Source organism: Tardiphaga sp. 215_C5_N2_1 (genome assembly GCF_052076055.1).
Classification (GTDB): domain Bacteria; phylum Pseudomonadota; class Alphaproteobacteria; order Rhizobiales; family Xanthobacteraceae; genus Tardiphaga; species Tardiphaga robiniae.
The window spans coordinates 2,195,760-2,217,532 of the sequence record NZ_CP197240.1; the positions used below are offsets into that span (position 1 = coordinate 2,195,760).

The following is a 21,773-nucleotide window of genomic DNA, read 5'->3' on the forward strand; positions in this document are numbered from 1 at the left end:
CTTATGGATGCGCCAATCCCATATACGGAGGGTCAGGAACGTGGCAGATAGGCCTCCGCAAAACACAATTTCCGGGGAGCGAACAAATGCTGTTTCCAACCACCATCGCCGGCTCGCTGCCGAAGCCCGAATGGCTCGCCGAGCCGAACAAGCTGTGGCCAACCTGGCGCTCGTCCGGCGACGAACTGGTGCGCGCCAAGCGCGACGCGACGCTGCTGGCGGTGAAAGTGCAGGAAGATGCCGGCGTCGACATCGTCACCGAAGGCGAACAGGCGCGGCAGCATTTCGTCCATGGCTTTCTGGAAAAGGTCGACGGCATCGACTTCGCCCACAAGGTCGAGATGGGCATCCGCAAGGATCGCTATAAGGCGATGGTACCGCAAGTGATCGCGCCGCTGCAGCTCAAGGGCCGCGTTCACGCCTTCGAGGCGCAGGCTGCCCGCGCGCACACGACGAACAAGTTCAAGTTCACGCTGCCCGGCCCGATGACCATTATCGATACCCTGTCGGACAGCTATTACGGCGACCGCGTCAAGATGGCCTTTGCCTTCGCCGAACTGCTGAACCAGGAAGCGCTCGCGCTGCAAGCCGACGGCGTCGACATGATCCAGTTCGACGAGCCGGCCTTCAACGTCTTCATGGACGAAGCCGCCGACTGGGGCGTCAAGGCGCTCGAGCGCGCCGCGCAGGGACTCACTTGCGCGACAGCCGTTCACATCTGCTACGGCTACGGCATCAAGGCCAATACCGACTGGAAGGAAACCCTCGGCAGCGAGTGGCGACAGTATGAAGAGATCTTCCCGGCCATCGATGCCAGCCCGATCCAGCAGGTCGCGATCGAATGCCGCAATTCGCGCGTGCCGCTGGAATTACTGGGACTGCTCAAGAACAAGATCGTGCAGGCCGGTGTGATCGATGTCGCCAGCGATGAGGTCGAGACGCCGGAAGATGTGGTCGCCACCATCGAGGCCGTGATGAAACACGTGCCGAAGGACAAGATCGTGCCGACGACCAATTGCGGCATGGCGCCGATGCAGCGCGATATCGCGGAAGCGAAGCTGCGGGCGCTGGGTGCAGGTGCGAAGCTGGCGAGGCAGAAGCTGGGGTAAGACGTTCCCCGCAACAAACGCCGTCATGCCCGGCCTTGTGCCGGGCATCCACGTCTTAGCGCCAAGCAAGGAAAGACATGGATGGCCGGGACAAGCCCGGCCATGACGAATTCTAGTTTCCCGCGGCAGCACTCACATGCAGCACCGGACGATAGCCGGCGCGAAACGCATTCAGCGTCGATGGTGGCGTCAGCAAATGCGCGTCGACGAGCTCGACATTCGCCACGCGATAGCCAGCAAACGACCACCGCAGCGCTCGCCCCTCCACGATCAGAAAGCTCTCACCACCCGCCTGCACCATCGCCCCATCCGGCAATACCTCGACAGGTCCATCCAGCGGATGCAATCGCTTCTTCCTGCTATCCAGCCGCTCACGATGCAGCACCGCATCGATCTCCGTCGCCCGCACACGCATGACGCCGTTGCCCTCCTCCCACGCCGCGCGAAAGCGGTTGGCATCGTCGCGGCGGCAATAGAAGCACGGGCGGTGACCGGCGGCGAAGGATGTGGCCTCGTCGAGGAAGAACAGCTCGGTCCAGCTGCGTGTCGCCATCACATCGCGGCGCCGGCCGCGAAATTCGCAGACACAGGTGATCCAGGCCGGGTTCGACCAACGCCTGTTCAGGAGCGTTTTGGTCGAGGGATCGTGGATGATGCCACGATTGCCGGTGAACGTTCCGCGCTCCGGTGTCGCGACGATATTGCCTGACGGCGTGACACGATTTTGCAGCGGCAATCGCGTCTCCTCGCAACGAGCGTCTAGCCTGCGCCTTCGCGCATCGGCGGCTGGAACGACAGGCCGAGATCCCACGGAAAAAAGATCCATGTGTCCTGCGACACTTCGGTGATGTACGTATCCACCAGCGGCCGGCCCATGGGCTTGGCATAAACAGTCGCAAAGTGCGCTTTCGGCAACATGTCGCGAACGATACGCGCCGTCTTGCCGGTATCGACGAGGTCGTCGATGATCAAGAGGCCCTTGCCGTCGCCGCCACCGAGTTTCAACGCATCGGCCGACAGCCCCTTCAGTACCTGCAACTCGCCGCGCTTGTTGTGCTCATAGCTGGCGATGCACACCGTATCGATGACACGGACGCCGAGCTCGCGCGCCACGATCGCTGCCGGCACAAGCCCGCCGCGGGTGATGGCGATGATCGCGTGAAATGGACCGGCGCTGTTCAGCCGCCAGGTCAGCGCGCGGCAATCGCGATGGAACTGATCCCAGGACACCGGGAATGCCTTGCCGGCGCGCTCCTCAGCACTCAATTCCGGATGATCGGCCATGTTCGTCTCCTCACATCGGTCGCCCTCAGGCGGCCGGACTTATGTTGATCCACTCGTTAGTTCACTCTTAATTTCACTTGGGCGCGTTGATTGTCGCCAACATCGCCTTGACGGCCTCCATTGCCGCATTGAGCTTATCCTGATCGCGCGAACGCACCACCAGATTGGTGTTCGGCTTGCCCTGTTCGTCCATGAACGGATAGCTGCCGATGATCGTGTCGGGATGCGCCTTCGCGATATCGCGTAGCGGACCGCCGACATCACCTTCACGCGCATTGGCCTTCACCGTATCGGATAGCATCCGCAAACCAGATTTCAGCTTCGGCGACACGATGTCCATCATCGCCTGCATGATCGTCGGCACGCCGGCCATCACGATCACATTATCGATCTTGAAGCCGGGCGCCAGGATGGTCGCGCTCTGGATCAGGTCGGCGCCGTCGGGAATACGGGCCATCCGCAGCCGGGCTTCGTTCAGGTCGGCGCCGAAGCGCTCCTGGAAGCGCGCGACCACCTCGGGATGGTGATCGATCTTGACGCCGAACGCCTTGGCGACCGCATCCGCTGTAATGTCATCGTGAGTGGGGCCGATGCCGCCAGTGGTAAAAACGTAGGTGTAACGTTTGCGCAGCGCATCGAGTGCCGCGATGATATCCGGCTCATCATCGGAGACGACACGGACTTCCTTGAGATCGATACCGATATTGGTGAGGTACTCGGCAATGAATCCGATGTTCTTGTCCTTGGTCCGACCTGACAGAATCTCGTCGCCGATCACCAGGATGCCCGCGGTCACAATCTCGGTCATTTGTCGTTCCTCACCATTCCCGGGACCATGCGCAGGCAAAGTCCTGATGTCACGGGGTTTTGCTGCCGAAACGAGCAGCGTCCAGCCGTTTTTTCAGGCAGCTTTACACGCATCTCATACGAATTGCTCTTGTTGAATGCATATCGTGCTGGCCCGCCCCTTGCTACCATCCCTTTCAGTCGTGCAATCTCCGTACGGCCTCGAAACAACAGTCAGGGTACATGGCAGTCGCGTTCGACGAAATGAACGGGCCCCAAGGCGAACTCCGCCCGGCCTATGAAGAACTCTCCCGCTGGCTCAAGGAGACGCCTCCGGACGCTTTGGAACATCGCCGCCAGGAAGCGGAGCTGCTGTTCCGCCGGATCGGCATCACCTTCGCGGTTTACGGCGACTCCGAATCCACCGAACGGCTGATCCCCTTTGACGTCATTCCGCGGATCATTTCCGGCAAGGAATGGACCCTGCTGGAAAAGGGCCTGAAGCAGCGCACCCGCGCCATCAACATGTTCCTCAAGGACATCTATCATGGCCGCGAAATTCTCCGCGCCGGCCTGATCCCCGATGACCTGATCTTCCAGAATCCGGTGTTCCGTCCGGAGATGAACGGCCAGGACGTCCCGCACGACGTCTATGTCCACATCGCCGGCATCGATATCGTCCGCACCAATCCGGATGAATTCTTCGTTCTCGAGGACAATGCCCGCACGCCTTCCGGTGTCTCCTACATGCTGGAGAACCGCGAGATCATGATGCGGCTGTTCCCCGACCTGTTCGCGCGGCATCGCGTAGCACCCGTCGAGAAATATCCAGACGAGCTGCTGTCCTGCCTGCGCTCCGTCGCACCGCGCTCGGCCTCGACGGAACCCACGGTCGCGCTGATGACGCCCGGCGTTTACAACTCGGCCTACTACGAACACTCGTTCCTGGCCGACAAGCTCGGCGTCGAACTGGTCGAGGGCCGCGACCTCATCGTCAAGAACGATGAAGTCTTCATGCGCACCACCGAAGGCCTCAAACGCGTCGACGTGATCTATCGCCGCGTCGATGACGATTTCCTCGATCCCCTCACCTTCCGCCCGGATTCAGCGCTCGGCGTGCCCGGCCTGATGTCGGCCTATATGGCTGGCAACGTCACACTGGCCAACGCAGTCGGCACCGGCATCGCCGACGACAAGGCGATCTACAGCTACATGCCGGAAGTGGTGAAGTTCTATCTCGGCGAAGAGCCGATCCTGAAGAATGTGCCGACCTGGCGCTGCCGCGAACCTGGCGATCTCGCTTATGTGCTCGATCACTTAAGCGAACTCGTCGTCAAGGAAGTCCACGGCTCCGGCGGTTACGGCATGCTGATTGGGCCTGCCGCCACCAAGGCCACAATCGAAGCGTTCCGCGACAAGCTGAAGCGCGAGCCGGAAGGCTTCATCGCCCAGCCAACGCTGGCGCTGTCGACCTGCCCGACCTGCACCGAGTCAGGCCTCGCGCCGCGGCATGTCGATCTTCGCCCCTTCGTGCTCACCGGCAGCAAGAACGTCTCCATCGTCGCAGGCGGCCTGACCCGCGTCGCGCTGAAGGAAGGTTCGCTGGTGGTGAATTCCAGCCAGGGCGGCGGCACCAAGGATACGTGGATACTGGACGAATAACTCTCGATATAGGCAACCGGACTTCGACCGACGACCCATTTTTCAAAGAGTAACATCCCCGCATGCTGTCGCGCACCGCCGAGAACCTTTACTGGCTAGCCCGCTATGTCGAACGCGCCGAATATCTCGCGCGCACGATCGAGGCGACACTGCGCGTCACCGCGCTGCCGAATACCTATATCGGCCAGACCAACGAATGGGATTCGGCGCTCCTGACCGCAGGCGTCAGCGCGGCCTTTTACGAGATCTACGAGGAAGCCAACGAGACCAATGTCGTCGAATATCTCTCGTTCTCGACGGCCAATCCCTCCTCGATCCGCAACTGCATCGAAGCCGCACGCCTGAACTCGCGCTCGGTCCGCACCGCACTGACCGGCGAGATGTGGGACACGATCAACAGCGCGTGGCTGGAACTGCAATCCGCCTGGAGCGGCGGCGCCAAGACACGCGAGCAACTGGCGAACTTCCTCCGCTTCGTGCAGGAAACATCGCTGCGCTTCGACGGCTCAGCCTACCGGACCATGCTGCGCAACGATGCCTACTGGTTCTCGCGGCTCGGCCTGCATCTGGAACGCGCCGACAACACTGCGCGCATTCTGGATGTGAAATATCATCTGCTGCTGCCCGAGGATGAACATGTCGGCGGCCCGCTCGATTACTATCAGTGGACTTCGATCCTGCGCTCGGTCTCGGCGCTGACGGCCTATCACTGGGTCTATCGCGAGACGCTGAAGCCGTGGCTGATCGCCGACCTCCTGATCCTCAACGACACGCTGCCGCGCTCGCTGGCGAGCTGCTACGGCAATCTGGTCCGCAATCTCGACCAGATCGGCGTGTCCTATGGCCGTCAGGGCGCAGCGCAGCGCCACGCCCGCGGCGTCCGAAACCGCCTCGAACACAGCAACATGCAGGATATTTTCCAGCATGGGTTGCATGAATTCATCCAGGAATTCATTGCAGATAACAGCCGTCTGGGCGACATCATTGCCAAACAATACCTGATTTGAGCTAGCGTCCCGGCTCATCTGCAGATTCGGACACGTTGCCATGCGCCTGCGTATCGCCCATTCAACCACCTATCGCTACGAACCGCCGGCTTCGGGCGTGATCCAGATTTTGCGGATGACGCCGGGCAGCCATGACGGCCAGTATGTCGCCGAGTGGCAGATCGATGTCTCCACGGATTCGCGCCTGGATTTGCATGAGGACGCGTTCGGCAACGTCACGCATGTGCTGACCCATGGGCCGATCGCCGACCTCACCGTGATCGTCGAAGGCCTGATCGACACCCAGGATACCGGGGGCGTGCTCAAGGGCACCGACGAGCGCTTTCCGCCAAGCTTCTTCCTGCGCCAGACCGATCTCACCGACCTCAGCGCAGCGATGCAGACCTTTGCCAAGGATCTGTCACCAAGCGCAGAGACCGACGTGCTCGGCTTCCTGCATGCGTTGATGATGGCCATCAACGAGCACATGACCTTCGACGTCGATCCAACCAGCACCGGCACTTCGGCCAGCGAGGCCTTCATCGGCAAGCGTGGCGTCTGCCAGGATTACGCGCATATCTTCATCGCCTGTGCCCGCTCGGCCGGCGTCCCTGCCCGCTTCGTCTCCGGCCATTTCTGGCGTGCCGATGGCGAGACCAACCAGCAGGCCGGCCATGCCTGGGCCGAGGCCTATGTGCCCGATCTCGGCTGGGTCGGCTTCGACCCTGCCAATGCCATCTGCACCACCGACGCCCATGCCCGCGTTGCCATCGGCCTGGATTACCTCGGCGCAGCCCCCGTCCGCGGCACCCGCTATGGCGGCGGCACGGAAACCCTGACCGTCGCCGTCAAGGTCGATCAGGCCAATGGCCGCGGCCAGTCACAATCGCAGAGCCAGTCCTGAACAACCTCAAACTGGTTTTCCGAGGTTGCCCGGTCGATACCCACCGCGTAAGACGCTTCCCTGACCAAGGGACCGACGATGACCTATTGCTGCGGAATTCTCGTCAAGGACGGCCTGGTGATGATCGCGGACACGCGCACCAATGCCGGGCTCGACAACATCTCGACCTTCCGCAAACTGCATATCTTCAACCAGCCCGGCGACCGCATCATGGCCGTGGCCTCGGCCGGCAATCTCGCCATCAGCCAATCGGTGCTCTCCACCCTGAGCGAGGGGCTGGAGAACCCGACCACCGGCGAGCTGGAAACCCTGCTGAACGCGCCCACGATGTTTCAGGCTGCGCAGCGCATCGGCCGCGCCATCCGACACGTCAACGCCACCGAGGGCAAGGCGCTGGAGGCCGAGGATATCAATTTCGACGTCTCATTCCTGTTCGGCGGCCAGATCAAGGGCGCCAAGATGCGGCTGTTCATGATCTACCCAGCCGGCAATTTCATCGAATGCACGGTGGACACACCCTATCTGCAGATCGGCGAGCACAAATACGGCAAGCCGGTGCTCGACCGCGCAATGCATTACGACGTTGAATTGTACGAGGCGCTCAAGACCGGCCTGATCTCGATGGACTCGACCATGCGCTCGAATATCGGCGTCGGCCTGCCGATCGATGTGCTGGTGGTGCGCACCGATGTCTGCGACGCCGATCTCAATCACCGTATTGAAGCCGGCGAGCCCTATTTTCACGACCTGCGCTCGCGCTGGTCGGCAGCACTGCGCGCGGCACATCAAAACATTCCGCGCCCACCCTACAAGAAAGACAATTGAGCGCGGCCGCGATGACCGCAGGCCCGATGAAATGGCGCATCATGACGGAGGCAGACCTGCCATCCGTCCTCGCCATCGCCGATGCCGTTCATCCCGATTTTCCCGAAGATGAGGTCGTGTTCGCGAACCGCCTGGCGCTCGATCCAAACGGTTGCGCCGTGCTCGAGGCCCAGGACGGGATCAAGGGTTACCTCGTCAGCCATCCCTGGCAATTCAGGGAGCCGCCGTCGCTGAACAGCCTGCTGACAATGCCCGCAGCGCCCTCGACCTTCTACATTCACGATCTCGCATTGCTGCCCGAAACCCGCAGATCCGGCGCGGCGACTGTGGCCGTCGATATGATGGCGGCACGCGCCAGGCTGATGCAACTGCCCAACATGACGCTTGTTGCCGTCAACAATTCAGTTCATTTTTGGCAGCGGCACGATTTCACCATCATGCGCGATTCCGAATTGGATCAGAAACTGCAAAGCTACGGCGACAACGCACGTTTCATGGTCCGGGACCTCACTCAAAAAGACCTCTCGTAAAAAGAAAACAGGGACGAAACAGATGACCAACAAAATCGCACTTGTGACCGGAGCTGGCACCGGCGTCGGCCGTGCCGCATCGCTTGCGCTGATGAATGCCGGTTTCACCGTCGTGCTCGCCGGTCGCCGGCTCGAACTGCTGCAAGAGACCCAGAAGCTCGGCGCGGCCAATGGCGGCAAGAGCCTCCCCGTGAGCGCGGACATGGCCGATCCGGCCTCCATCGCCGCGCTGTTCGCCAGGGTCATGCAGGAATTCGGCCGGCTCGACGTGCTGTTCAACAATGCCGGCATGGGCGCGCCCGCGGTTCCGTTCGAAGACCTCGGCCTCGAACAGTGGCAGGCCGTGGTGAACACCAATCTCACCGCGCCGTTCCTGTGCACGCAGCACGCCTTCCGCATCATGAAGGATCAGACGCCCCGCGGCGGCCGCATCATCAATAACGGCTCGATCTCAGCGCATGCACCGCGCCCATTCTCCGCCGCCTATACCTCGACCAAACACGCCATCACCGGCTTGACCAAGGCCAGCAATCTCGACGGCCGCGCCTATGACATCGCCGTCGGCCAGGTCGATATCGGCAACGCCGCCACACCCATGACCGACCGCATGGTCAACGGCCCCGGCGTGCTGCAGCCCGACGGCACCTCGAAGCAGGAGCCGCGCATGGACGCCAAGGCCGTCGGCGACGCCGTCGCCTATATGGCCGGCCTGCCGCTCGATGCCAATGTGCTGACCATGACGGTCATGGCAACGAAGATGCCGTTCGTCGGACGCGGCTAAAACGCAATCCGCCTCAGCGGCATTGCGATTGCATGACATGGGGAGCCGCGGCATCATCGCCGCGGTTTCGGGGGATTTATGCTTCAGCTACAATCGGCGTTCGGCGTCATCGCGCTTTTGGGGATCGCCTGGGCGCTCGGTGAAAACCGCAGCAAGGTGTCGCTGAGACAGGCCGCGATCGGTCTCGCATTGACGGTCATCGCTGCCGTGATCCTGCTGAAGCTTCCCGTCGTTACGCGCGCCTTCAGCAGCATCAACGATGCTGTCAGCACCATCGCCGCAGCGTCGCGCGCCGGCACCTCCTTCGTGTTCGGTTATCTCGGCGGCGGCGCACTACCGTTCGATCTCAAGAATCCCGGCGCGGATTTCGTGCTCGCACTGCAGGCACTCCCCGTGGTGCTGGTCATCAGCGTGCTGACCAGCCTGTTGTTCTACTGGCGTATCCTGCCGCCGATCGTGCGCGGCATGGCGTGGCTGCTTGAACGCACACTCGGCATCGGCGGCGCGGTCGGGCTGTCAACGGCCGCGAACATCTTTCTGGGCATGGTCGAAGCCCCGTTGTTTATTCGCCCTTACCTCGCGCAGCTCACGCGCAGCGAACTGTTTCTGGTGATGACGGGCGGCATGGCGGGGATCGCCGGTACCGTGCTGGTGCTCTACGCCACTTTTATGGCGCCGCTGATCCCCGATGCGTCGGCGCATTTCGTGATTGCTTCCGTGCTCTCGGCGCCAGCTGCGATCCTTGTCAGCCTGATCATGGTGCCTGAGACGGAGGATCGTCGCACAGGTGGATTGCTCGCCAATCCGGACGCATCGGCCACGAGCACGATAGATGCGATCGTCAAGGGCACGAGTGCAGGCATCGAACTACTCGTCAACATCATCGCCCTGCTGCTGGTCTTCGTGGCGCTGATGTATCTCATGAACGCGATCCTCATGACGATGCCCACCGTGGGAGGCAACACGCTGTCCGTGCAACGCATGCTGGGTTACGTGATGGCACCGGTGTGCTGGCTGATGGGCCTGCCGTGGGACCAGGCGCTGACCGCGGGCTCGCTCATGGGCGTCAAGACGATCCTCAACGAGTTGATCGCCTATGTTCAATTGGCGAAGCTCGGTCCCGATGCGCTGGATGCACGCTCGCGCCTCATCATGCTTTATGCGCTGTGTGGATTTGCAAATTTTGCCAGCCTCGGAATTATGATCGGAGGCCTGGGCACCATGGCGCCGGAACGTCGTAACGAAATCAACGCGCTCGGTGTGAAGTCGATCGTCTCGGGGACGCTGACGACTTGTCTGATGGGCGCGATCGTCGGCATGCTCACCTGAGATACGCCGCCAGCGCCGGTCAGCCGATCGTCCGCTGCAGCAGATCGAGCCAGTTGCCCGCGCCGAGCTTGCCGAGCAGCGTCTCGGAATAGCCCTTGTCGCGCAAGGCCACGAACAGCACCTGCAGGCCCGCGGCGGAGTCGATGGCCTCGGGCACCACCGCGCCGTCGAAATCCGATCCCAGCCCGACGTGATCCTCGCCCAGCTTCTCCAGCAGATAGTCGATCTGCTGCACCATCAGCTCGATGCCGGTGTCGGGCCGCATGCTGCCGTCGGGGCGCAGGAAGCAGGTCGCGAAATTCAGGCCGACCATGCCGCCGGTGTCGCGGATCGCGGCGAGCTGCTTGTCGGTGAGATTGCGCGGCGACGGGCACAGCGCATGGGCATTGGAATGGGTCGCCACCAGCGGCGCCTTCGACAGCCGCGCCACGTCCCAAAAACCCTTCTCGGTGATGTGCGACAGGTCGACCAGAATCTTCAGGTCATTGCAGGCGCCGATCAACCGCTCGCCGGCCGCGGTGAGACCGTCGCCGAGATCCGGCCCGGACGGGAAGTGAAACGGCACGCCATGGCCGAAGATGTTGGTCCGGCTCCACACCGGCCCGATCGACCGCAACCCCGCCGCATAGAGAACGTCGAGGAATCTGAGCTCGGCGTCGATGGCCTCCGCGCCTTCCAGATGGACCACCACGGCCAGCGCCTTGCGCTCAATGGCGGACCGGATTTCGGCGGTGGTGGTGCAGATCGCCACCGCGCCTGCGGAAGTGCGTTCGAGCTGCAGCAGGATGGCCAGTTCGGCGACGACGGAATTGCGCGCCTCGTCCATCGTCAGCGGCTCGGGAAGCGGCACGGCGTAGCGTCCGCCCGTCATCTGCGCCATGAATCCCGATGACGCCTGAGCCGCCGGCGAATACAGCGCGAACAGCCCGCCGACGAACGCGCCGGCCTTCGCCTTCGGCAGGTCGATGTGACCGGCGGCTTCCCCGGTCAGGAAGTCGGATACCGGATCGTGCGATTGCGATTTGTACAGCCGCAGCAGCACATCGTTGTGACCGTCGAAAACCGGAACGGATGCAGTCATGAGATACTCGTTGAGGGCCAGGGCAGCGACGGGCTCAGCATAGCTGATTCAACGCCACTGCGACGCGCGAACAAGGCACGCGTCGCATTTCCGCACGCGAACTACCGGACTTCCACCGTCTTGAACTCCGCCGGAAGGATCACTTCCAGCAGTTCGCAATTGTCGGAGTAATCACGGATCAGATGCCTGATGCGTGGCGGCTGAGTCCAGCATGACCCCTGACGCATGGTCATCTCGCCCTCGCCTTCCATATAGGCCTTCACCCAGCCGTTCAGCACATAGACCAGCTGAAACTCGGCATCGTGATAGTGAAGCTTGGAGACCTCTTTCGGATCGCAAGGTCCGATCAGCCGGATGACATGCGCGTGCGCCAAACCGCCGGTCGCAGCGGCGACGCCGAGATCGCGATACTTCGCATAGGCACGCAGACCGTCGCCGAGAAATGCTTCTTCCTGATAGTGACTGATCGCGACGCGCTGCTTGCGGCGCGGGCCGGGTTTCGCCGCGGCCTTGGCGACAGCTTTCGTACTCGCCTTGGCCGGCTTGCCAACCGCGAACTTCTTTGCCGCTTTCGCTACCGCCTGTGTCGCAGGCTTCTTCGTCGCAGCCGCTTTCGCTGCGCTCTTTGACGTTCGCTTCAGCTTCGCCATGTCGTGTTTCCCACCCGGCGCAATGCCGAACAAACGGCCAGCGCGTCCGGGAACCTAGCTGTAGTTCAGCACAGCGGCAATTCATCCGGCGCGTTGAGAGGCGCGGACTAGTGCAACCGGAAGACGCCATCCACGGCACGAAGCTCGGCCGGCTTGATCAGTTTCGAATGCGCGACGGTGACCGCAAAGAGCGGGCCATCGAGCTTCTCCTGCCAGAAATCCAGGAAATCCTTCAGCGCGGGAAACTTCGGAAACAGATCGTAGTTCTGCCAGACATAGGTCTGCAGCAGCGATGGATGGTCCGGCATGCGGTAGAGAATCTGCGCCGTCGTCAGTCCGTAGCCAAGCACCTGCTTCCTGAAATCGTCAGAAGCTGCATTTCTCGAGACCATGTTCAACCTCCATGGACAGAGCGCATTCGGCTAAGTGGATTCCGGTTTGGCGTCGAACTTCGCTCTGCTCTCCTGTGACCGTGCTGACTGCAGCGAACCGGCTTCCACTTCGCCCATGACAACACGATGCATGAAATGTGACGCAAGCAACGTCTTCATCACAAGCTTAAAAGTTTAATAATGTATTGAAAGCCGAGTGTTAGCAGCCACTTACCGTGGATGCTAACGGATTCGAGAGCCGGTATCGGAGGGTCTTAACCAATTCTGGCACCCGTCATATTTGAGTGCCAAAATATTTGATACAGACCCTTGCCGGTGAGGAACGTTCGGCCTATGTCCGGACCAGCTGCGCTGGCACTTGTTGGCTCAGACTGCCAATTTAAATTTCTCAAGCATCTACAGAAACTTAGGAGGACTGCATGAAATTCCGTCCGCTTCACGATCGCGTTGTGGTCAAGCGTATCGACGCCGAAGAGAAGTCCGCTGGCGGCATCATCATTCCGGATAGCGCCAAAGAGAAGCCCTCCCAGGGCGAGATCGTCTCCGTCGGCCCGGGCGGCCGCGACGAAGCCGGCAAGCTGATCCCGATCGATCTGAAGGTCGGCGAGCGCGTGCTGTTCGGCAAGTGGTCGGGCACCGAGGTCAAGATCGATGGTCAGGACCTGCTGATCATGAAGGAAAGCGACATCATGGGCGTCCTCGAAGGTGCCGCTCCCGCCAAGAAGAAGGCCGCTTAAGCGCCTTTCCCACCCATCCTGATTTTCAAGGAAGCAAAACATGTCAGCTAAAGAAGTGAAATTCGGCGTTGATGCCCGCGACAAGATGCTGCGCGGCGTCGACATTCTCGCCAACGCCGTGAAGGTGACGCTCGGTCCGAAGGGCCGCAACGTCGTCATCGACAAGTCGTTCGGCGCGCCCCGCATCACCAAGGACGGCGTCACCGTCGCCAAGGAAATCGAACTCGACGACAAGTTCGAGAACATGGGCGCCCAGATGGTGCGCGAAGTGGCCTCGAAGTCGGCCGACGCAGCCGGCGACGGCACCACCACTGCTACCGTGCTCGCCCAGGCGATCGTCCGTGAAGGCGCCAAGTCGGTTGCTGCCGGCATGAACCCGATGGATCTGAAGCGCGGCATCGACCTGGCTGTGGAAGCCGTGGTTGCTGACCTCGTCAAGAACTCCAAGAAGGTCACCTCGAACGACGAAATCGCCCAGGTCGGCACGATCTCGGCCAACGGCGACGCAGAAATCGGCAAGTTCCTCGCCGACGCCATGAAGAAGGTCGGCAACGAGGGCGTCATCACGGTTGAAGAAGCCAAGTCGCTCGAAACCGAACTCGACGTCGTCGAAGGCATGCAGTTCGACCGCGGCTACATCTCGCCCTACTTCGTCACCAACGCCGACAAGATGCGCGTTGAATTCGACGACGCCTACATCCTGATCAACGAGAAGAAGCTCTCCTCGCTGAACGAGATGCTGCCGCTGCTCGAAGCTGTCGTGCAGACCGGCAAGCCGCTCGTCATCGTCGCGGAAGACGTCGAAGGCGAAGCTCTCGCCACCCTCGTCGTCAACCGTCTGCGTGGCGGCCTCAAGGTCGCTGCCGTCAAGGCACCGGGCTTCGGCGATCGCCGCAAGGCCATGCTGCAGGACATCGCGATCCTGACCGGCGGCCAGGCGATCTCGGAAGATCTCGGCATCAAGCTCGAGAACGTCACGCTCGCCATGCTCGGCCGCGCCAAGAAGGTGATGATCGACAAGGAAAACTCCACCATCGTCAACGGCGCCGGCAAGAAGGCCGACATCGAAGCACGCGTGGCGCAGATCAAGGCGCAGATCGAAGAAACCACTTCGGACTACGACCGTGAGAAGCTGCAGGAGCGTCTCGCCAAGCTGGCTGGCGGCGTTGCCGTCATCCGCGTCGGCGGCGCGACCGAAGTCGAAGTGAAGGAGCGCAAGGACCGCGTTGATGACGCGATGCATGCGACCCGCGCTGCGGTTGAAGAAGGCATCGTCCCCGGCGGCGGCGTCGCTCTGCTCCGCGCTTCGGAACAGCTGAAGAAGATCAAGACCGCGAACGACGACCAGAAGACCGGCGTCGAGATCGTCCGCAAGGCCCTGTCGGCTCCGGCTCGCCAGATCGCCATCAACGCAGGCGAAGACGGTTCGGTCATCGTCGGCAAGGTCCTCGAGACCGCGACCTACAGCTACGGCTTCGACTCGCAGACCGGCACCTACGGCGACATGCTCAAGAAGGGCATTATCGATCCGACCAAGGTTGTCCGTGCAGCGATCCAGAACGCAGCTTCGGTTGCCGGCCTCCTGATCACCACGGAAGCCATGGTTGCCGAACTGCCCAAGAAGGGCGGCGCAGGCGGCGGCGGCATGCCTCCAGGCGGCGGCATGGGCGGCATGGACTTCTGAGTCCAACGCTTCAAGCAACTATCAGAATGCAGAACCCCGGCAGCGATGCCGGGGTTTTTGTTTGGCTGATACTCAAGTCTTTTGATCTTCATGTCTGATAAAGTTAGACTCTTTCACTTTTCGTCGGCAGTTTTTCCAGTACAGCCTCGAGAAGCTCTTGAAGGCTCGTGATTTGATTGATTAGTTCGACGGCCTCTCGCCTATTAATCCGCTGACAATTATCTCGCTGCCAAAGCACACCGGCCCGAGGATTTCCTTGAACCCATCGCAATCCGAAAGATGGGTATCGCTGCGCTCACCCATCCGACACACTTCGACCTCCGCCGAAACATCGCCGTTGGCGATCCTGTACGACGTGACCATCGCCTAGGGAGCATGGATCATGAAACAGGTTATCCGCATCGAGCCGCTATCGACCTACATGGAGCGGCGGCGGGCGCCGGTGTCCGCCGTGACCCGCCACGGCGACACGCTCTATGTGTCGGGTTTTCCGCCGTTCGATCCAGCCACGGGTGAGATCGCGGTCGGCGCGTCGGTGGAGCGCCAGACCGAGATCGTGCTTGATCAGCTGAAACTTTGCGTCGAGACCGCGGGCTCATCGCTGGACCAAGTGCTCAAATGCAACGTCTATTGCACCTCGGCCGAACACTTCCCCGCCGTGAACGCGATCTACGCGCGTTATTTTCCCAACGACCCGCCTGCCCGCATCTTCGTCTGCGTGCCGACATGGTTTGCCGATTTCGATATCGAAATCGATTGCATCGCGGCGATCGGCTAACCCGCCTCCGCGTGCGTCAGGATCAGCTTCAGCAATCCCGGAAACCGCGCGTCAATGTCGGCCTCGCGGACAACGTTGCGATGCTCGACGCCGCGCTTGGTGGTCTGCACCACGCCAGCCTCGCGCAGGATGCGAAAGTGATTGGAGACCGTCGACTTGGCCATGGTGCAGGGTGCCGCCGCCGCGCACGACATGCAGTCGTGCTGGCCGATCATCGCCTTGACCATCTGCAACCTCGCCGGATCAGCCAGCGCCGAGAGCACGCCGGCCAGCGTGATGTCCTTGGTCGCGGGGTGAACGAACTGAACCATAAAAAAGATATAGGCGCCCCCTTGCGCTGGTTCAATAGTCCCATACTTCCGAACTATTGAAGCATCCAAGAGGGATTACGACCATGACCAAGACATTCGAAGGCAAAGTTGCGCTGGTGACCGGCGGCTCCAAGGGCATCGGTGCTGAAATCGCTATTCAGCTCGCCGCCGAGGGCGCTGCCGTCGCCGTCAATTACGCATCCAGCAAGAAGGGCGCCGACGAGGTTGTCGCGAAGATCACTGCCAAGGGCGGCAAGGCCATCGCCGTGCACGGCAATCTCGCCGAGCCGGACGGCGCCAAATCCGTGGTGGCCGAGACCGTCAAGGCGTTCGGGCCGATCGACGTTCTCGTCAACAATGCGGGCGTCTATGAATTCGCCCCTCTCGACAGCATCACGCCGGAGCACTTTCACAGGCATTTCGATCTGAACGTGCTCGGGCTGCTGCTCGCTTCGCAGGAAGCGGCCAGACACTTCAACCCAAATGGCGGCAGCATCATCAACATCTCATCGGGCGTCTCGACCATCACCCCACCGGGTTCGGCGGTCTACACCGCGACCAAGGCTTCCGTCGATGCGATCACGTCGGTACTGGCGAAGGAGCTCGCGCCGCGCAAGATCCGCGTCAACGCCGTCAATCCCGGCATGATCGCGACCGAGGGCGTGGTGTCAGCCGGATTCCATGAAGGCGACATGCGCAAGTGGATCGAATCTGCCACGCCGATGGGCCGCATCGGCAAGGTCGAGGAAATAGCTTCCGTCGTCGCATTCCTCGCTTCCGATGCTGCATCTTACGTGACGGGCGAAACGCTGCACGCCACCGGCGGCTTCAGGTAGCCCACGCGCTCTGCTCAACAGTCTATCCGACATAGGCCAAGGGCGGTGCAATCAGCACCGCCTTTGCTTGTTATCGCGAGGCCAGATCTCTCCTTGCCTCAATCATCATCATCACCGCCGGCCGGCGGCATCTGCGGCATAGACGGTGTCTGCATGCGATCCGCCGCTGATGGCTTCATGCGTTCGCGTGACGGAGCTTGCCCACGCATCATCTGAGCCTGATCGTGCTCGATCTGCGGAAAGAACACATCATAGCAAGCGCGGCTCAATCGCGGTCCTGCGCTGCGCAAGCAATTTTCTACCCGCCCCTCATCCGGCATTGCCGATGTACAGAGGCGAAACGCATCGGGCGTGCAGGCTTCGCGCTGTGCCTCCGTGCCGCTGCCCAAAGCCGCGACGCTGGAACCCGCAATCAATGCCACGGCGGTCGTCAGGCTTGTCAGAGTGTTTGCCATCAGTCCTGTCCTTACGAAGTTATGACAGGTGAAATTCTCAGCGGCGCGCCCGGTTCCTTCCTGGCCGCTCACATGCTGCTGAAAATGCAGGCTTAAGCGAGCGTAATGACAGAACCGACAAAGCGATTCAGTTGACCGCCTGCGTGCTTTCGTCGATCTCGTCGGTCCACACCTTGAAACTCACCAGCGTATTCGGCCCAAAAGTTTGCGTGATCGGCACATCCGCGGCATCGCGGCCCTGCGCGATCAACACGCGGCCGATGCGGGGGATATTGTTGCGGGCATCAAACGTATACCAGCGGCCGCCGATATAGGCTTCGAACCAGCCGGCGAAATCGCCGTCGGCCCATGGCTTCGGCATGCCGATGTCACCGAGATAGCCGGTGCAGTAGCGCGCGGGAATATTCATGCAGCGGCAGAAGGTGATGGCCAGATGCGCGTAGTCGCGGCAGACGCCCTTCCCCTCGTTGTAAGCGTCCCAGGCGGTCTTGGTCGCGCGTGCGTGCTCGTAACCGAACTGGATATGGTTATGCACGAAATCGCAGATTGCCTGCACGCGCGCCCAGCCAGGCACAGTCTTCTCAAACAGCTGCCAAGCGACGTCCGACAGCCGATCCGTCTCGCAGTAACGGCTGCCGAGCAGATAGACGATCGTCTCGGCCGGCAGATCCTCTACCGCATGCTGGATGGCTGACGGCACGATGATATCCGGCTTGCCGCTATCGTTGACGATCCCGTCGGCTTTGAACGTGATGCGGCCCGTCGGCGCGACGATGCGGCTGCACCAGTTGCCAAAGCCATCGCGATACGGCGTGATCGGAACTGAGGGATTTATCGTGAGATAGTCCGGCACCACCACGTCGGAGGCACGCGTGAAGTGCATGCCCATCACGATCATGACAGGCGTCGGCTGCGGGAAATCATAGATCATCTCGTAGCCAACACGGATCTTCATGCAAAACACCTCATCCCGGCAAATCGTTGATTTCAAAAGCGAGACACCGCAAGCGTTGCACATTGCGCGACGATCTTGCGAGAAAAACCCAGCGCAAGCGTCGGCCAGAATGTCATCGATGTCAGATACATCCTCGAAATGGCGACAAAACGTCCAATAACAAGACAATCATAGCGAAATTCGACGAAACACCGGATCGCTTAAAGAAATCGATGGCTAATGTCTGTGAATAGGCGCACGCTGAGCGGATGCCGGATCTCAGCAGCGACATGCGCGCGTGACCACGAGATCGCGCCGTGAGACCGTTACTTTCAAGCATCCTTTCCAGTTGAAGGGCCTTGGTCGTTTGATCCCGGCAGGGTCGTATGACGTCATCACCGATGAGGAGATGATCGAGGGACTGTCCTTCGCCAGCTATCGGCGCACGGCGACCATGATGATCGTGCCCGGTGCACCACCCCATACAAGTTCCATGGAGATGATCTCCATTGGGTCGCTTGAGCTGGCAGATGTGCAGCGCATCGATGCGAGCGCACCATGACTGACACTCCCGTCGAGCTGGATAGCCGCCGCGGCATGGCGGCACAGAAAGCCACCGATATCCGGCGCAGTCTCGCCGAAGTCGAATCCAATGCCGCAGCACTGCGTGAGCGGCAGCTGGCACTCGAAGAGCAGTTACTGACCACGCCGGCCACCACATGGCCTGAGGCTGCAGCAAAGGCGCGCTACGTCCTCAATCTCTACGGCGCATCGCTCAGCGCACAGGATACCCAGCACCGCGATCTGATCGCGATCGTGCTGGACGACTTCACGCGGCTTGCCGCCAACGACTGATCCCATCATTACGCAGGTCGCAGCGATCCCGCAGCAGCCAGCGCTCAACCGAAAGCATCCTCATGCAGAACCTCTTGCACCGTCACGTTCAAGTCGCAGAATCTCTCCGCCTCGGCGTGGAGTCCGGCTGGTACAGCACCAAGATCAGCGGAACCTTTGTTACGGGCCCACATCCCACCGAGGCCGAATGCTTGCGCAAGATCGCTGAACTCAACCCTGTCGTGCCGAAGCGCAAGGCCTAACGCGGGAAGACGACGATGGCGCTTACACACGGTGTTTTCCAAAGCTTCGAATATAATCGCATGGTCGTCCTGTTCTCGATGATGAATGACGCAACCGAAGTCACCTGCGCGATCAGCACCAGTGCGATGGACGAGCTCGAAAAGGCGACACGCACCAAGCCCGAGCAGCGCGAGGAGCAATTCATCCGGTTGCGCGATCGCATCGAGGCCTGCGCGGCACGCAAATTCGCTAATTCCGAATTTGAGGGAAGGCCACCGGGCATCGTGCTCCGCAGCATCGATTTCCGGTAGCCTGTTCCACCATTGAACCCTTCCTCCTCGCGGTGTGACCAACGCCTGTCACACGCGAGAGGTCGAGCCATGCGCCACTTTCCAAGCCTGAACCGTTGCGCCATCCGCGTCCTGTTCGCTGCCATGCTGGCGAGCGCAGCAATGCCGATCGCGCGAGCTGCCGCCGACGATGCACAGCAATGTACCGATGCCTCCGGCGTCCTGGCGATCGCGGCCTGCGACCGCGCCATCGCGTCAGGCAACTACCGCGGCCGCCAGCTTGCTGAGCTGCATTTCAACCGTGCCTTCGAATATAATGAACGGCACGAGAGCGGCCCTGCCATGGCTGCCTTCGACGAAGCCATCCGCCTGAACCCGGATTATGCCCGCGCCTATTTCATGCGCGGCAATCTCTGGCTCGCCCGCGGCGACAACGACCGCGCCATCAGCGACTTCAGCGTGGCGCTCGGTCTCGATCCCAACAACACCGATGCCTATGTCAATCGCGGTGTCGCCTGGTACGCCAAGGACGATAACGACCGCGCCATTGCCGATTACGACATGGCGATCCGTCTCAATCCGCAGGAAGGCGGCGCCTATAGCAATCGCGGCGGCGCCTGGCTGGTGAAGGGCGATCATGCACGCGCCATCGCCGATTTCGGCGAAGCGATCCGAATCAATCCGAACGACCCCTGCCCGGTGTTCAACCGCGGCTTCGCCTTCAGCCTGAAGGGAGACAACGATCGCGCCATCGCCGACTACAACGAGGCAATCCGCATCGCACCGACCTATGTGGCGGCGCTGACCAATCGTGGCAGCGTGTGGTCCGACAAGGGCGACAACGACCGCGCGATGGCCGATTTCAATGCGGCGCTGCGCATCAATCCGAAATACGCCAAGGCGCTCTATCTGCGCGGCATGACACGGCTTGAAATGGGCGACATTACGGGCGGCGCAGCAGATGTCGCCAGCGCACGGAAGATCGATCCGAAGGTCGGCTCATAATGACTGAACACGCATCGCCCTCAAGGGTGACACGTCGGTCATATCGATCAGTCGAGTTTGGCAACCACGATGAGGCGCTTCACTTCGCCGTTGCGATAGGCCTGCAGGAACTTGTTGTAGTCCCGGAACGAGACGCAGCCATTGGAATCGCCATTAGGACCGAGCATGTAGGTATGCGCGAGCAGACCCGTGCGGCCATGGATCGCGCCCTCGCCGCCCACCGGCGTCAGGCGCAACGCGGCCACACCATGGAACAGAGCCTCGCGCGGCTTCAGATCATAGATGTGCGGCGGTGTCACGCCGCGCATCTTCTCATGGGCATAAGCGGGATTGTCGAGACGGCTGCCGAGGCCGGAATGCGCTTCCAGCTTGGTGCCGTCGGGCATGTACACTTTACGCGCGGAGATGTCGTAAACCGCGGTGGTGCGATCGCTCAGGGTGGGCTCGTTGCTGGCCGCCGCATCGGTGCCATTGCTCAGCACGCCGCCGTCGGAGCCGGCATAAGCGAGCACGGGGCCGGACTGCGGAGCGTTGCCGCCGAACAGTTTCTCGAAGACGTTGAAATTGCCGGACTTGGGCTGCGCAGCCAGCGCCAACCGCGCCTTCTGAACCAGTGAGTCGTGGCCATAGGCACCGCCCCTGGCGGCGCTGGCCTGTGCGACCGGCTGCGACGGCGCTTGTGTTGCCTGCTGCGGCGCGGACGGCGTACGGGCATCGGAGGGCCGTGCGGCCGGCATCGGAATGCTGTCGACGAGCTGGCGCACCGTCGGTGCCGGCTGCATCAGCGCGACTTCCTGCGGCTTTGCAGCCGGTGCGGGGACTACGGACTCGGAAGCTGGCGTGCGCCTGACGAAGCGCTCGGGCGCAGCGCCCATCGAATAAGTCGGGTCGAACCAGGCGACTTGGCGCTTCGGCTCGGGCTGTGCGGCAGCGAGCGGCGCATTAACGGCCGGCTCGAAACGCTCGGAGAAGGATGTGCGGTGTTCGGTGCGTGAGAAGCGGCTGTCGAAGCGCTCGGCGAAGGACGACTGGCCAATGCCTGCATCATTGCCGAGATTGGCGGAGACCATCGCAGGCTGCACGCCGTTCTGGAAAAGCTTGCCGGCGAGCGTCCATCCACCGGTCAATGCGACGGCGGCAAGAGCAGCGCCGGTCACGAACATGCGTGAACTGGATTTCGACACTTGATGCTGGCCTCGGCGTGAGGGTGCAGAATGGTTCAACGCACGTTTACTGCTGCTCATACGCCTGACGTCCAACACACGTTTACTAAGCTCCCTGCCCGTTGTGCCTGACGAGACACACAGGTCTCGAAAAGCACCGCGCAGGGATGCGAAACGCCATTAA

27 protein-coding genes are annotated in these 21,773 nt (G+C 61.4%); 17 read left to right on the forward strand and 10 right to left on the reverse strand.

The genetic code is table 11. From position 1 onward, the window contains the following. Nucleotides 1-86 precede the first annotated feature (86 nt). Nucleotides 87-1,109, forward strand: a complete 1,023-nt coding sequence (locus tag AB7828_RS10595; protein WP_441230109.1) for a methionine synthase — start codon at nt 87-89, stop codon at nt 1,107-1,109. 112 nt (nt 1,110-1,221) lie between these two features. On the opposite strand, the gene AB7828_RS10600 is transcribed toward AB7828_RS10595, so the two are convergent. The 3 genes from AB7828_RS10600 to AB7828_RS10610 form a co-directional block, all read right to left on the reverse strand. Beyond that, complete coding sequence (locus AB7828_RS10600) at nt 1,222-1,845, reverse strand: hypothetical protein (RefSeq protein ID WP_441230110.1); 624 nt, start codon at nt 1,843-1,845, stop codon at nt 1,222-1,224. A gap of 23 nt (nt 1,846-1,868) precedes the next feature. Beyond that, a complete protein-coding gene (gene gpt, locus AB7828_RS10605; RefSeq protein WP_068736116.1) occupies nt 1,869-2,393 on the reverse strand; it encodes a xanthine phosphoribosyltransferase in 525 nt (174 codons plus the stop codon). A gap of 73 nt (nt 2,394-2,466) precedes the next feature. Then, nucleotides 2,467-3,201, reverse strand: coding sequence for a competence/damage-inducible protein A (locus AB7828_RS10610; RefSeq protein ID WP_309948719.1), 735 nt, complete (start codon nt 3,199-3,201; stop codon nt 2,467-2,469). A 221-nt stretch (nt 3,202-3,422) separates the two neighbouring features. On the opposite strand from AB7828_RS10610, the gene AB7828_RS10615 reads away from it, so the two are divergent. The 7 genes from AB7828_RS10615 to AB7828_RS10645 all read left to right on the forward strand — a co-directional run bounded on the left by AB7828_RS10615 (nt 3,423) and on the right by AB7828_RS10645 (nt 10,196). After that, nucleotides 3,423-4,841 (forward strand): circularly permuted type 2 ATP-grasp protein, encoded by a 1,419-nt coding sequence (locus tag AB7828_RS10615; RefSeq protein WP_089264954.1) that lies wholly within the window; start codon nt 3,423-3,425, stop codon nt 4,839-4,841. Between the two features lie 62 nt (nt 4,842-4,903). Beyond that, a complete protein-coding gene (locus tag AB7828_RS10620; RefSeq protein ID WP_068736110.1) occupies nt 4,904-5,848 on the forward strand; it encodes an alpha-E domain-containing protein in 945 nt (314 codons plus the stop codon). Nucleotides 5,849-5,888: 40 nt separating this feature from the next. Further along, on the forward strand, nt 5,889-6,731 hold the full coding sequence (locus tag AB7828_RS10625) for a transglutaminase family protein (protein WP_441230111.1): 843 nt from the start codon (nt 5,889-5,891) through the stop codon (nt 6,729-6,731). A gap of 78 nt (nt 6,732-6,809) precedes the next feature. After that, on the forward strand, nt 6,810-7,556 hold the full coding sequence (locus tag AB7828_RS10630) for a proteasome-type protease (protein WP_093756417.1): 747 nt from the start codon (nt 6,810-6,812) through the stop codon (nt 7,554-7,556). Nucleotides 7,557-7,567: 11 nt separating this feature from the next. Further along, nucleotides 7,568-8,086 carry a GNAT family N-acetyltransferase gene (locus AB7828_RS10635; protein ID WP_441230112.1) on the forward strand — a complete coding sequence of 173 codons (519 nt, stop codon included), beginning with the start codon at nt 7,568-7,570 and terminating at the stop codon, nt 8,084-8,086. 22 nt (nt 8,087-8,108) lie between these two features. Further along, entirely contained in the window at nt 8,109-8,867 is a 759-nt protein-coding gene (locus AB7828_RS10640) for an SDR family oxidoreductase (protein ID WP_441230113.1), read from the forward strand. Nucleotides 8,868-8,945: 78 nt separating this feature from the next. Next, entirely contained in the window at nt 8,946-10,196 is a 1,251-nt protein-coding gene (locus tag AB7828_RS10645) for a NupC/NupG family nucleoside CNT transporter (RefSeq protein WP_441230114.1), read from the forward strand. Nucleotides 10,197-10,215: 19 nt separating this feature from the next. Here AB7828_RS10645 and AB7828_RS10650 read toward each other — a convergent pair whose 3' ends face one another. From AB7828_RS10650 to AB7828_RS10660, 3 genes are all read right to left on the reverse strand, one after another. Beyond that, entirely contained in the window at nt 10,216-11,277 is a 1,062-nt protein-coding gene (locus AB7828_RS10650; protein ID WP_441230115.1) for a dipeptidase, read from the reverse strand. A gap of 101 nt (nt 11,278-11,378) precedes the next feature. Continuing rightward, nucleotides 11,379-11,927 (reverse strand): cupin domain-containing protein, encoded by a 549-nt coding sequence (locus AB7828_RS10655; protein ID WP_441230116.1) that lies wholly within the window; start codon nt 11,925-11,927, stop codon nt 11,379-11,381. A gap of 107 nt (nt 11,928-12,034) precedes the next feature. Then, nucleotides 12,035-12,319, reverse strand: coding sequence for an usg protein (locus tag AB7828_RS10660; RefSeq protein ID WP_068736319.1), 285 nt, complete (start codon nt 12,317-12,319; stop codon nt 12,035-12,037). A 419-nt stretch (nt 12,320-12,738) separates the two neighbouring features. Here AB7828_RS10660 and AB7828_RS10665 point away from each other — a divergent pair, with 419 nt between their 5' ends. The 3 genes from AB7828_RS10665 to AB7828_RS10675 all read left to right on the forward strand — a co-directional run bounded on the left by AB7828_RS10665 (nt 12,739) and on the right by AB7828_RS10675 (nt 15,518). Beyond that, complete coding sequence (locus AB7828_RS10665; RefSeq protein WP_089264960.1) at nt 12,739-13,056, forward strand: co-chaperone GroES; 318 nt, start codon at nt 12,739-12,741, stop codon at nt 13,054-13,056. 40 nt (nt 13,057-13,096) lie between these two features. Next, nucleotides 13,097-14,740 carry a chaperonin GroEL gene (gene groL / locus AB7828_RS10670; RefSeq protein ID WP_089264961.1) on the forward strand — a complete coding sequence of 548 codons (1,644 nt, stop codon included), beginning with the start codon at nt 13,097-13,099 and terminating at the stop codon, nt 14,738-14,740. Between the two features lie 382 nt (nt 14,741-15,122). After that, nucleotides 15,123-15,518 carry a RidA family protein gene (locus tag AB7828_RS10675; RefSeq protein ID WP_441230117.1) on the forward strand — a complete coding sequence of 132 codons (396 nt, stop codon included), beginning with the start codon at nt 15,123-15,125 and terminating at the stop codon, nt 15,516-15,518. Here AB7828_RS10675 and AB7828_RS10680 read toward each other — a convergent pair. Then, nucleotides 15,515-15,829: an ArsR/SmtB family transcription factor gene (locus AB7828_RS10680; protein ID WP_116664309.1), complete on the reverse strand. Its 315-nt coding sequence runs from the start codon at nt 15,827-15,829 to the stop codon at nt 15,515-15,517. The two genes, AB7828_RS10675 and AB7828_RS10680, sit on opposite strands and share 4 nt — an antisense overlap. Nucleotides 15,830-15,912: 83 nt before the next feature. Between AB7828_RS10680 and AB7828_RS10685 the strand changes: the two genes are divergently transcribed. Next, nucleotides 15,913-16,665, forward strand: coding sequence for an SDR family NAD(P)-dependent oxidoreductase (locus AB7828_RS10685; RefSeq protein WP_441230118.1), 753 nt, complete (start codon nt 15,913-15,915; stop codon nt 16,663-16,665). Nucleotides 16,666-16,763: 98 nt separating this feature from the next. Here AB7828_RS10685 and AB7828_RS10690 read toward each other — a convergent pair whose 3' ends face one another. Further along, nucleotides 16,764-17,192: a hypothetical protein gene (locus AB7828_RS10690; RefSeq protein ID WP_441230119.1), complete on the reverse strand. Its 429-nt coding sequence runs from the start codon at nt 17,190-17,192 to the stop codon at nt 16,764-16,766. A 55-nt stretch (nt 17,193-17,247) separates the two neighbouring features. Further along, a complete protein-coding gene (locus tag AB7828_RS10695; RefSeq protein ID WP_120292670.1) occupies nt 17,248-18,075 on the reverse strand; it encodes a transglutaminase domain-containing protein in 828 nt (275 codons plus the stop codon). Nucleotides 18,076-18,352: 277 nt separating this feature from the next. Between AB7828_RS10695 and AB7828_RS10700 the strand changes: the two genes are divergently transcribed. From AB7828_RS10700 to AB7828_RS10720, 5 genes are all read left to right on the forward strand, one after another. Further along, nucleotides 18,353-18,616, forward strand: coding sequence for a hypothetical protein (locus AB7828_RS10700; protein ID WP_068736091.1), 264 nt, complete (start codon nt 18,353-18,355; stop codon nt 18,614-18,616). Further along, a complete protein-coding gene (locus AB7828_RS10705; protein WP_068736086.1) occupies nt 18,613-18,909 on the forward strand; it encodes a hypothetical protein in 297 nt (98 codons plus the stop codon). Before AB7828_RS10700 ends, AB7828_RS10705 begins: the two co-directional genes overlap by 4 nt. A 62-nt stretch (nt 18,910-18,971) precedes the next feature. Beyond that, a complete protein-coding gene (locus AB7828_RS10710) occupies nt 18,972-19,151 on the forward strand; it encodes a hypothetical protein (protein WP_068736084.1) in 180 nt (59 codons plus the stop codon). 15 nt (nt 19,152-19,166) lie between these two features. Next, nucleotides 19,167-19,442, forward strand: a complete 276-nt coding sequence (locus tag AB7828_RS10715) for a DUF1488 domain-containing protein (protein ID WP_068736082.1) — start codon at nt 19,167-19,169, stop codon at nt 19,440-19,442. Between the two features lie 69 nt (nt 19,443-19,511). Then, a complete protein-coding gene (locus AB7828_RS10720) occupies nt 19,512-20,426 on the forward strand; it encodes a tetratricopeptide repeat protein (RefSeq protein WP_441230120.1) in 915 nt (304 codons plus the stop codon). A 47-nt stretch (nt 20,427-20,473) separates the two neighbouring features. On the opposite strand, the gene AB7828_RS10725 is transcribed toward AB7828_RS10720, so the two are convergent. After that, the gene (locus AB7828_RS10725) at nt 20,474-21,610 is read right to left on the reverse strand and encodes a tlde1 domain-containing protein (protein WP_441230121.1); all 1,137 of its coding nucleotides are present in this window, start codon (nt 21,608-21,610) and stop codon (nt 20,474-20,476) included. Between the last annotated feature and the right edge of the window lie 163 nt (nt 21,611-21,773).

Excerpts from the sequence above, each read along its gene's own strand:
- AB7828_RS10595 (WP_441230109.1), top strand. The coding sequence starts at position 87 with ATGCTGTTTCCAACCACCATCGCCGGCTCGCTGCCGAAGCCCGAATGG.
- gpt (WP_068736116.1), bottom strand. The coding sequence starts at position 2,393 with ATGGCCGATCATCCGGAATTGAGTGCTGAGGAGCGCGCCGGCAAGGCA.
- AB7828_RS10610 (WP_309948719.1), bottom strand. The coding sequence starts at position 3,201 with ATGACCGAGATTGTGACCGCGGGCATCCTGGTGATCGGCGACGAGATT.
- AB7828_RS10615 (WP_089264954.1), top strand. The coding sequence starts at position 3,423 with ATGGCAGTCGCGTTCGACGAAATGAACGGGCCCCAAGGCGAACTCCGC.
- AB7828_RS10620 (WP_068736110.1), top strand. The coding sequence starts at position 4,904 with ATGCTGTCGCGCACCGCCGAGAACCTTTACTGGCTAGCCCGCTATGTC.
- AB7828_RS10625 (WP_441230111.1), top strand. The coding sequence starts at position 5,889 with ATGCGCCTGCGTATCGCCCATTCAACCACCTATCGCTACGAACCGCCG.
- AB7828_RS10630 (WP_093756417.1), top strand. The coding sequence starts at position 6,810 with ATGACCTATTGCTGCGGAATTCTCGTCAAGGACGGCCTGGTGATGATC.
- AB7828_RS10635 (WP_441230112.1), top strand. The coding sequence starts at position 7,568 with ATGACCGCAGGCCCGATGAAATGGCGCATCATGACGGAGGCAGACCTG.
- AB7828_RS10640 (WP_441230113.1), top strand. The coding sequence starts at position 8,109 with ATGACCAACAAAATCGCACTTGTGACCGGAGCTGGCACCGGCGTCGGC.
- AB7828_RS10645 (WP_441230114.1), top strand. The coding sequence starts at position 8,946 with ATGCTTCAGCTACAATCGGCGTTCGGCGTCATCGCGCTTTTGGGGATC.
- AB7828_RS10650 (WP_441230115.1), bottom strand. The coding sequence starts at position 11,277 with ATGACTGCATCCGTTCCGGTTTTCGACGGTCACAACGATGTGCTGCTG.
- AB7828_RS10655 (WP_441230116.1), bottom strand. The coding sequence starts at position 11,927 with ATGGCGAAGCTGAAGCGAACGTCAAAGAGCGCAGCGAAAGCGGCTGCG.
- AB7828_RS10660 (WP_068736319.1), bottom strand. The coding sequence starts at position 12,319 with ATGGTCTCGAGAAATGCAGCTTCTGACGATTTCAGGAAGCAGGTGCTT.
- AB7828_RS10665 (WP_089264960.1), top strand. The coding sequence starts at position 12,739 with ATGAAATTCCGTCCGCTTCACGATCGCGTTGTGGTCAAGCGTATCGAC.
- groL (WP_089264961.1), top strand. The coding sequence starts at position 13,097 with ATGTCAGCTAAAGAAGTGAAATTCGGCGTTGATGCCCGCGACAAGATG.
- AB7828_RS10675 (WP_441230117.1), top strand. The coding sequence starts at position 15,123 with ATGAAACAGGTTATCCGCATCGAGCCGCTATCGACCTACATGGAGCGG.
- AB7828_RS10680 (WP_116664309.1), bottom strand. The coding sequence starts at position 15,829 with ATGGTTCAGTTCGTTCACCCCGCGACCAAGGACATCACGCTGGCCGGC.
- AB7828_RS10685 (WP_441230118.1), top strand. The coding sequence starts at position 15,913 with ATGACCAAGACATTCGAAGGCAAAGTTGCGCTGGTGACCGGCGGCTCC.
- AB7828_RS10695 (WP_120292670.1), bottom strand. The coding sequence starts at position 18,075 with ATGAAGATCCGTGTTGGCTACGAGATGATCTATGATTTCCCGCAGCCG.
- AB7828_RS10705 (WP_068736086.1), top strand. The coding sequence starts at position 18,613 with ATGACTGACACTCCCGTCGAGCTGGATAGCCGCCGCGGCATGGCGGCA.
- AB7828_RS10710 (WP_068736084.1), top strand. The coding sequence starts at position 18,972 with ATGCAGAACCTCTTGCACCGTCACGTTCAAGTCGCAGAATCTCTCCGC.
- AB7828_RS10715 (WP_068736082.1), top strand. The coding sequence starts at position 19,167 with ATGGCGCTTACACACGGTGTTTTCCAAAGCTTCGAATATAATCGCATG.
- AB7828_RS10720 (WP_441230120.1), top strand. The coding sequence starts at position 19,512 with ATGCGCCACTTTCCAAGCCTGAACCGTTGCGCCATCCGCGTCCTGTTC.